The organism is Acetatifactor sp. (assembly GCF_982438285.1).
On the sequence record NZ_CEWDFQ010000101.1, the window covers coordinates 1 to 9,179 of the forward strand.

Genomic DNA, 9,179 nt, shown 5'->3' on the forward strand with positions numbered 1-9,179 from the left:
TTCAGAGATCCCAAAATCTGGAAGGAGGATGGGAGATACTATGTGGTGGCAGGAAGCAGAAATGGGGATGGCAGCGGACAGATCGTCTTGTTTTATTCCGACGACTTGAAAAACTGGAATTTCGGTTCGGTTTTGGACCGATCCCAAAACAAGCTGGGAAGAATGTGGGAGTGCCCTGATTTCTTTCCCATGGGCAAAAAGCGGGTGCTGATGATTTCGCCCCAGGAAATGCAGGCGGACGGCCTTTTGTTTCACAATGGCAACAATGCGGCATTTCTCATTGGCGACTACTGTAAAGAGACCCTGCGCTTTTGCAGGCAGGAGGTACAGTGTGTGGATTATGGACTGGATTTTTATGCGCCCCAGACCATGCAGTCTCAGGACGGCAGAAGAATTATGATTGGCTGGATGCAGTCCTGGGACAATCCCATTTATCCCGCAGAGCATCTTTGGTCCGGCATGATGACCATTCCCAGGGAGCTGACAATGAGAAATGGGAAAATCCTCCAGAAGCCGGTGCGGGAGCTGGAGGGGTACCGCAAAAATGAGGCTGCCTATTCCAATGTAGCTGTGGAAAAAGAGACTATTTTAGAAAATGTAAGGGGCAGAAGCGTTGACTTGGAGCTTGCAGTCAAAGGGCAGGATTACGGGAAATTCAGGATCAGGCTGGCCTCGGACAAAAAGCACTATTCCGAAATCATATATGACAGAGAGGATGGGATATTGACCTTCGACAGAACCCATTCCGGCCTTACAAGGGATGTGCTCTGCAGCCGCAGTATGCGGGTGGGCAGCTCCAGTGAAGAGTTGAGACTGCGGATACTTTTAGACCGTTACTCTGTGGAAATTTTTGCGGACGAGGGGGAAAATGTGATGACCTCTCTGATTTATACCCCGCAGACCGCTCAGGATATTATCTTTTCCTGCAGTGGGAAGGCGTATATGGATGTGAAAAAATATGAAATCGAGGTAGGAAAATGACCGGATACGATGTGGTGGCATTGGGGGAACTGCTGATTGACTTTACGCAAAATGGGATGAGCGCCCAGGGAAACCCCATTTATGAAGCAAATCCCGGGGGAGCGCCCTGCAATGTGCTCGCCATGCTGCAGAAGCTGGGCCGAAGGACTGCTTTTATCGGCAAGGTGGGAGCGGATGGCTTTGGATTTCAGCTGAAAAACGCCCTGGAAGAAACGGGGATTTCCTCCCAGGGACTGCGCTTTGACCAAAGGATTCCTACTACCCTTGCGGTGGTGGGCAGAAAGCCGGACGGCGACAGGGATTTTTCCTTTTATCGAAAGCCGGGAGCGGACATTATGCTGAGAAAGGAAGAGCTGCCAAAGGAGCTGCTTGGCAGTGCAAAAATCTTTCACTTTGGCTCCCTGTCCCTAACAGATTCTCCCGCCAGAGAGGCTGCCAAGGAGGCGGTCAGTCTGGCAAAGGAGTCCGGGGCCTTGATTTCCTTTGATCCGAATCTGAGACTTCCACTGTGGGATACGGAGAAAGAGGCCAGAAAACAGATACTTTATGGGCTGAGCCAATGCCAGATTCTCAAGATAGCGGACAATGAGCTGGAGTGGCTTACGGGAAAGACAGACTATGAGGCGGCAGCCAGGGAAATTTTGTCCGAATTTGCCATTCCTCTGGTTTTGGTATCCTTGGGGAAGGCGGGAAGCATGGCCTTTTGCGGGGAGAAGATGGTTCGTGTCAATGCCTTTGTACAGGAGAATCCTGTTGACACCACAGGAGCGGGAGACACCTTTATGGGCTGTATTCTCCATCAGGTGCTGGAGAAGGGGAGCCTGAAGCTTACGGACGGGGAGCTTGAGCAGATGCTGCGGTTTGCCAATGGGGCGGCAGCTTTGGTTACCATGCGCCGGGGAGCCTTGCGGGTAATGCCCGACAGAGAGGAAATCAACACCTGCCTCAAAGCTGCGACGGGCAGATAAATGACAGGCTGACCACTTCTTGGAAATGGGCGTGCATATTTTTGTAAAACCCCTAATAAGATGTAAAAAACGTTCTCAGGGGAGCCCATGAAGGAGTATATTGAGGAACGGGCAGTGGCCATTGCCAATTACATTATAGACCACAATGCCACAGTAAGACAGACAGCCAAAACCTTTGGAGTAAGCAAGAGTACCGTACATAAAGACGTTACAGACCGATTGATGCAGATTAACCCGGCTCTTGCCAAGCAGGCCAGAAAAGTACTGGATATCAATAAATCTGAGCGCCATATCCGCGGAGGTCTTGCCACCAGGGAAAAATACCAGCACAGGCTGGCAGCCTGTAATGACGGAGGGAAATAACAGAATATTCATTGCCGGAATCAAGAGCCGCCGTTTTTGTAACGGCGGTATTGATTTACCCAAAAACAGAAGATATAATGAAGTCAAATGAGGGAGGGCCGCATAAAAGGCGGCAGAGCAAAATACCAATGATTCGAATTAAAAATTTTTTCAAAAAGGAAACTGTTTTTTGCATCTCGCTTCTTCTTGCTATTTTATCCTGCGCGGCAGTTTTGCCGGACGCTGCCTATCTGGCTTATCCGGATTACAGGACACTGGCACTTCTGTTTTGCCTGATGACCATTGTGTCCGGCTTTCAGTCTCTTGGGGTGTTTACCCTGCTTGGACAGGCGCTTTTAAAAAGAGTGGGAAGCTTACGGGGGCTTTCTTCCGCGCTGGTGTTTCTATGCTTTTTCTGCAGCATGGTGATTACAAATGATGTGGCGCTGATTACCTTTGTGCCCTTTACTATCCTGGTGTTTCGTATGATTCAAAGGCAGGAGAGGGTTTTAAAGGTGGTTGTACTGGAAACCATCGCTGCAAATCTGGGGAGCATGGCTACGCCCATAGGAAACCCTCAGAACCTTTACTTATATTCCATCTCAGGGCTTACAGCGGCGCAGTTTGGCCGGTGCGTGCTTCCCTATGCAGGACTGTCTCTGGTTATGCTCTTGGGAATCCTTTTGTCAGAGCGGGGAGAAGCCATTGGGAAGACTGGAATGGAGAATGAGGAAAAAAGAAAGGATTCACGCTGGTTCTTTTCCTTGCTTTCGTTTCTTTTGCTGCTGATTTTGTGTATGCTTGTAGTGCTTCGCATTCTGCCTTATGGGCCGGTTCTTGTCTGTGTGGCCTTGGCGGTGCTTGTGGTAAACAGGAAGGTATTTCTCTCGGTGGATTACTTCCTTTTGCTCACCTTTCTTTGTTTTTTCATTTTTATTGGAAATATAAAGAGAATTCCCTGGATCAACAGTCTTTTGATTTCCCTGGTGGATGGGCAGGAGCTGTGGGCGGGCATTCTTGCCAGCCAGGTAATCAGTAATGTGCCGGCGGCAATCCTGCTGTCAGGATTTACAGAAAATTACGAGACGCTGATCACCGCAGTGAATCTGGGAGGCTTGGGAACACTGATCGCCTCTCTTGCCAGTTTGATTTCCTTTAAATTTTATGCACGGGAATATCCGGATAAAAAGGGAGCCTTTTTGAAAACCTTTACGGTATGGAATCTGTTGTTTCTGGCGGTTTTGACAGGTACAGCGCTTTTTCTGACTTAAAAAATGCAGGGTGCGGTGCTGGAAAAAATATGTTATACTGAAACAACAAAGAGAAGGAGGCCTGCATGGAAGGGGACGGCAAAAAGATTTCGGAGCTTGCTGAGAGAATTATGAAGCTTGCCCATGACGATATTCTGATTCATTTGAGATTTTTTGACACAGCCCTGGCAAGGCTTGCCTACAGGCAGATGCCCCAGACGGGCTGTATGGCGACAGATGGGTCTGTGTGCTTTTATGACCCGGTTTTTGTGTTAAAATGCTACCAGCAGGATCCCAATCTGGTGGTCAGGTGCTGTCTGCATATGCTGCTTCACTGTGTGTTTTTCCACAGCTTTCAGTATGAAAAGCTGGATACAGGGCTGTGGGATCTGGCTGCGGACATGGCGGTGGAAAATGTGATTCTGGAAATGGGGATTGCAGGCGCGGCATTGGAGCAGGATGAGGATGAAAGGCGGAAGCTTCATTTTTTACAGGAGGAGACAGGCTCCCTGACCGCGGAGAGGATTTACCGCTATTTCCGAAAAAATCCCCCTGCGCAGAGCACGCTAAAGGAACTGAGGGAGCTGTTTTTTCAGGATGTGCATACTCTGTGGAAGCCCAGGGAGGAGCTGGAGATTTCCCTGGAGCAGTGGAAGAAGATCAGTGAGCGGATCAAGGCTGATCTGAAATCCTTTACCAAAGCACGCTCCGGCGCCCAGAGTCTGGAGAAGAATCTGGAGGAGGTCACAAAGGAGCGCTATGATTACAGCGATATTCTGCGAAGGTTTACGGTGATGGGAGAGGATATCACGGTAAATGATGAGGAATTTGATTACGTTTATTATACCTATGGTCTTGAACATTACGGCAATCTGCCCCTGATCGAGCCTTTGGAATATAAGGAGACCAACAAGGTAAGAGAATTTGTCATAGCCATAGACACCTCGGCTTCCTGCAGAGGCCCTCTGGTAAAGGCTTTTTTGCAGAAAACCTATTCTCTCCTAAAGGGAAGTGAAAATTTCTTTCACAAAATCAATGTGCACATTATTCAGTGTGACAACGAGGTGCAAAGCGACACTAAAATAACCAATGATGACGATTTTGACACATTCTTGCGTTATGGAAAGCTGAATGGGTTTGGAGCCACTGATTTCAGGCCTGTCTTTTCCTATGTGGAACAGCTGAGAGCCCGGGGGGAGTTTGAAAACCTGAAAGGGCTTATCTATTTTACGGACGGTTACGGGATTTATCCTGAAAGAATGCCGGATTATGAAGTGATTTTTGCCTTTCTGGATGAGGACGAGCACCGTGCGCCGGTGCCGCCCTGGAGCATGAAGGTGGTTTTGGAAAGTGAAGAGCTGGAGGAAGAAGCGTGAATATTAAACAGGCGAAGGAATATATTAAAAATGCGGTGAATTTATATTTAAAGAAGGACGAATTCGGGGAGTACAGGGTGCCTGTGGTGCGCCAGCGCCCCATCTTTCTGCTGGGAGCGCCTGGCATCGGGAAAACGGCTGTGATGGAGCAGATTGCTCAGGAAATGGGAATTGCACTGGTTTCCTATTCCATGACACACCACACTCGCCAGTCGGCTCTTGGACTGCCTTTTATTACAAAGAAAACTTATGGCGGAAAAGAGTACAGCGTGTCGGAGTACACCATGAGCGAGATCATTGCTTCTATATATGACACCATGGAGGAAAGCGGCATAAAGGAGGGAATTTTATTTTTGGATGAGATCAACTGTGTCTCCGAGACCCTTGCTCCCTCCATGCTGCAGTTTCTGCAGTATAAGGTGTTTGGCCGTCATGCAGTGCCGGAGGGCTGGGTGATCGTTACAGCGGGAAATCCCCCGGAATACAATAAATCCGTGCGGGAGTTTGATGTGGTCACCATGGACCGTCTAAAGGTTCTGGAGGTGGAGCCCGAGTACCGCATTTGGAAGGAATATGCGCTGGAAAGGCGTATTCATAATGCCATTATCAATTATCTGGATTTGAAAAAAGAGCATTTTTACTGCATGGAAATGACCACAAAGGGGCGCAGCTACGTCACGGCCAGAGGCTGGGAGGATTTGTCCGAGATTCTTTATCTCTATGAGGATGAGGCCCTGACGGCAGATGAAACCCTGGTGGGACAGTATCTGCGAAACGATAAGATCGTGAAGGAATTTTGCGCTTATTATGATTTATACTGCAAATACAAAAAGGATTACCGCATTGAAGAGATTCTAAACGGACAGGCATCTGTGCAGGCTATTTCCAGAGCCAAGGCAGCGCCTTTTGACGAGAGGCTCTCCTTGCTTGGGATGCTCTTGGATAAGGTTTTGGCGGACATGAAGGAATGTATGGAGGAGCTTTCCTGTCTCACACAGCTGCAAGGCTCTTTGAAGGCGGTAAAAGCCATGGCGCAGGAAGCGTACACAGAGCAGGTGCTGGGAGAGCTGGACAGACTGGCACAGGGGAGAAAAAAGCTTTTGGAAAATCTGAAGCTGGCAAACTCTCTTTCCGATGAAGAGAAAAAGAAGCACAGAAGCGTGATTCGGTTTTTGGAGGAGTGCAGAAAGGAACTGTATGTTGGGGATTACCCCTCCGGCAGGGAGGCCTTTGTGCTTGTGAAGGAAAAATATGACAAAAAGGTTGCCAGGGCCAAAAAGGAATCCGAAAGAATCCAGAAGGAGCTTCATGAGCTGTTTGCCTTTGCAGAGGAAGCCTTTGGACAAGGCAATGAAATGCTGATTCTGGTGACGGAGCTGACGGTTAACAGCCACAGCGCACAGTTTCTTGCGGCATTTCCCAGCCCGGATTATCAAAGGCATAACGAGGCGCTTTTGCTGGACGAAAGGAAAGAGGAGATAAAAGCCCGGATAGCGGATTTAAAGCTGGATTAAGGGAGGGAAAATGCAGGAAAAGGAGCTGGAAATTGCGGGCGGAAGTCTGCATTATGAAATTCGAGATGGGAAAATTGCAGTCACGGGCCTGGGTGGCGGAGCAAGCCAGGTGAGTGTGCCGGAACGCATTGAGAATCTGCCGGTGGAGATCATCCATAAGAGGGCTTTCCTGAGTAAAAAGAATTTGAGAAAAGTAATTTTGCCGGATACGATAAGGGAGGTAGGGGACTGGGCCTTTGCCTATTGCGACGGCTTAAGAGAGATTGCGCTGCCCCGCAGCTCCATCTCCTTTGGCAGATCGGCTTTTTTGGAGTGCGGTAATTTGAAGGAAATCAGTCCACAGGGCGCCGGGCGGGAGATTTCCCTTCTGCTGGCGGCGGCGGTTACCTCCCTTGAGGCATACTATCTGCTGAATATTTCTGAGGCAGGAAGCGGCGAATGGCTGGACAAATGGGATCAGAAGCTTTTTTCCCTGTTGTATTCGCCGGATGCAGAGGGGTATGCAAAACAGGTTCTCTGTGGGGAGGAGGATTACGGAAGCACGGATTTTGAGGCTTTTCTCAGGGAAAAGAGAAAGAAAAAGGTGAGGCTTTCTTTTCTGCGCCTGCTTTGCCCCACGGGCTTGTCTGATGAACGCAGGGAAAAGCTGGAGAGATATCTTTTAGAGCACACAAAGGGCTGCGAGAGCGATGAGACCTGGCAGGTGGTGCTTTTGGAGCATGGAAATGACAGGGAATATTACAGTCTCTTTGCGCAGCTGGGCTGTCTTACGGAGGAAAATTTTCAGGCTGTTGTGGCGGATAGCGGAGAAGACAAGCCGGAGATGAAGGCCTATTTTATGCGCTGGAAGGAAGAAAAGCTGGGGTATGGGGACTTTTTTGAAGGGCTGGAGCTTTGAGTGTAAGAAGCCCTGTCTGGCTGAAACTTTGCCATGAAAAAACGCCCGGAAAGGGGTGCGCCATGCACGAGCTCCGGGCGAAGTTTTGGATTTGAGACACTATTTTGTTATGGGAATGGAGTAGCGTATTCTGCGGTAAATTTTCCAAATAATGACGGCAGGGAAACTCACCGTCAAAAAAAGTGTGGAAAGAATGCCGGCAGCGCCGCCCACGATTGCTATAATCAGAATTCCAAGATTCATGTGAATACCACCTTTCCATTTTAATATCCTGCTCTTATACATCCTGCTCTATCATAAAACATTTTGGGGGGCGGAAAAATAAAACCTCGCTTTTCTTAACAAAATCTTATCGCAGGACAGTCTGCTTTTGGGGCTTGGAAGTTACTTTTTGGTGGTTGGCGTTGCCTGCCCTGTTTTAATGGGTTATAATGGGAATTAAATCGAAGCAATAGGAAAAGGAGAACGGGTATGACACTGGAACAGGCCAGGGAAAAGCTGGCAAAATATGGACAGGAGCATCTTCTGAAATATTATGGAGAGCTTTCGGAAGAGGAGAAGGGGTCTTTGCTGAAGCAGATTGAAGAGACGGACATGGGAATTTTAGAGGCCTGTAAGCATAGGGAAGAACTGATCAAAAAGGGTGTGATCACGCCCCTTGCCTCCATGCAGCTGGATGAGATTGAAGCAAACCGGGCAGGCTTTACCGCTGTGGGGATGGAGGCCATTCGTCAGGGACGGGTTGGAGCCGTGCTTTTGGCAGGGGGAATGGGTACTCGTCTTGGATCGGATGAACCTAAGGGAATGTACAATGTGGGAATCACCAGGAAGCTGTATATTTTTGAATGCCTGATCAACAATCTGATGGAGGTGGTTCAAGAGGCGGGGACCTGGATTCACCTGTTTGTGATGACCAGCGAAAAGAATCATCAGGCTACCGTTTCTTTCCTGAAAGAGCATGGATATTTTGGATATCAGGAGGAATATGTACACTTTTTCAAGCAGGACATGGCGGCGGCTACAGATTATCAGGGGAAAATTTACCTGGAGGCCAAGGGGCGGCTTTCCACTTCTCCCAACGGAAACGGCGGCTGGTTTACCTCTCTGAAAAGCAATGGACTGCTGGAACTGATACAGGAACAGGGGATTGAATGGCTGAATGTTTTTGCGGTGGATAATGTGCTTCAGCGCATTGCGGACCCTTGCTTTATTGGGGCCGTTATACAGAAAAAATGTGTGGTGGGAGCCAAGGTGGTGCGCAAAAACGCTCCTGACGAAAAGGTGGGCGTGATGTGTCTGGAGGATGGAAGGCCCTCTATTGTGGAATATTATGAGCTCACACAGGAGCTGATGAACGCCAGGGATGAAAACGGCGAGCCTGCCTACAATTTCGGCGTTATTCTGAATTATCTGTTCCACGAGGAGGAATTGGAGCACATGATGGCTTCCAGCATGCCCCTTCACATTGTGGAAAAAAAGATTCCTTATCTGGACGAGAACGGGGAGCTTAAAAAGCCCCAGGAGCCAAACGGCTATAAATATGAAACCCTTGTGCTTGATATGATTCATCAGCTGGACAGCTGCCTGCCTTTTGAGGTGGAAAGAAACAGAGAGTTTGCTCCCATCAAAAACAGGACGGGCATTGACTCTGTGGAAAGTGCAAGAGCGCTGCTGCAGGAAAACGGCGTGACACTGTAATTAACATTTTGACAGATTTTCATAACAAATGGATATTGAGGGAAACTGTTGTTTTTAGTAAGCTGAAAACAGAACAAAACAGGAGATTGCGCCCGCTTGGCGGGCAGAACAGGAGTGGATTATGAAGATTCTGGTAACAGGCGGAGCAGGCT

Annotated in this window: 9 protein-coding genes; 8 read left to right on the top strand and 1 reads right to left on the bottom strand. The window is 48.7% G+C overall.

Annotation, left to right across the window (positions count from 1 at the left end; translation table 11 throughout):
- The 7 genes from AC1WIP_RS06775 to AC1WIP_RS06805 all read left to right on the top strand — a co-directional run.
- The coding region (locus AC1WIP_RS06775; protein WP_481141136.1) for a glycoside hydrolase family 32 protein at window positions 1-981 on the top strand (981 nt) is incomplete at its 5' end.
- The gene (locus AC1WIP_RS06780; RefSeq protein WP_481141137.1) at window positions 978-1,949 is read left to right on the top strand and encodes a carbohydrate kinase family protein; all 972 of its coding nucleotides are present in this window, start codon (window positions 978-980) and stop codon (window positions 1,947-1,949) included. The genes AC1WIP_RS06775 and AC1WIP_RS06780, both read left to right, overlap by 4 nt.
- Before the next feature lie 87 nt (window positions 1,950-2,036).
- Entirely contained in the window at window positions 2,037-2,312 is a 276-nt protein-coding gene (gene spoIIID / locus AC1WIP_RS06785) for a sporulation transcriptional regulator SpoIIID (protein WP_318703729.1), read from the top strand.
- A gap of 128 nt (window positions 2,313-2,440) precedes the next feature.
- Complete coding sequence (locus AC1WIP_RS06790; RefSeq protein WP_481141138.1) at window positions 2,441-3,562, top strand: SLC13 family permease; 1,122 nt, start codon at window positions 2,441-2,443, stop codon at window positions 3,560-3,562.
- Window positions 3,563-3,627: 65 nt separating this feature from the next.
- Window positions 3,628-4,917 carry a vWA domain-containing protein gene (locus AC1WIP_RS06795; RefSeq protein ID WP_481141139.1) on the top strand — a complete coding sequence of 430 codons (1,290 nt, stop codon included), beginning with the start codon at window positions 3,628-3,630 and terminating at the stop codon, window positions 4,915-4,917.
- Window positions 4,914-6,431 (top strand): ATP-binding protein, encoded by a 1,518-nt coding sequence (locus AC1WIP_RS06800; protein WP_318709631.1) that lies wholly within the window; start codon window positions 4,914-4,916, stop codon window positions 6,429-6,431. The genes AC1WIP_RS06795 and AC1WIP_RS06800 overlap by 4 nt, the downstream gene beginning before the upstream one ends.
- Before the next feature lie 10 nt (window positions 6,432-6,441).
- Entirely contained in the window at window positions 6,442-7,329 is an 888-nt protein-coding gene (locus AC1WIP_RS06805) for a leucine-rich repeat domain-containing protein (protein ID WP_481141140.1), read from the top strand.
- A gap of 99 nt (window positions 7,330-7,428) precedes the next feature.
- Here AC1WIP_RS06805 and AC1WIP_RS06810 read toward each other — a convergent pair whose 3' ends face one another.
- Complete coding sequence (locus AC1WIP_RS06810) at window positions 7,429-7,572, bottom strand: hypothetical protein (RefSeq protein WP_318703739.1); 144 nt, start codon at window positions 7,570-7,572, stop codon at window positions 7,429-7,431.
- Between the two features lie 228 nt (window positions 7,573-7,800).
- Between AC1WIP_RS06810 and AC1WIP_RS06815 the strand changes: the two genes are divergently transcribed.
- Window positions 7,801-9,027 carry a UTP--glucose-1-phosphate uridylyltransferase gene (locus tag AC1WIP_RS06815; RefSeq protein ID WP_481141141.1) on the top strand — a complete coding sequence of 409 codons (1,227 nt, stop codon included), beginning with the start codon at window positions 7,801-7,803 and terminating at the stop codon, window positions 9,025-9,027.
- Window positions 9,028-9,179 lie beyond the last annotated feature (152 nt).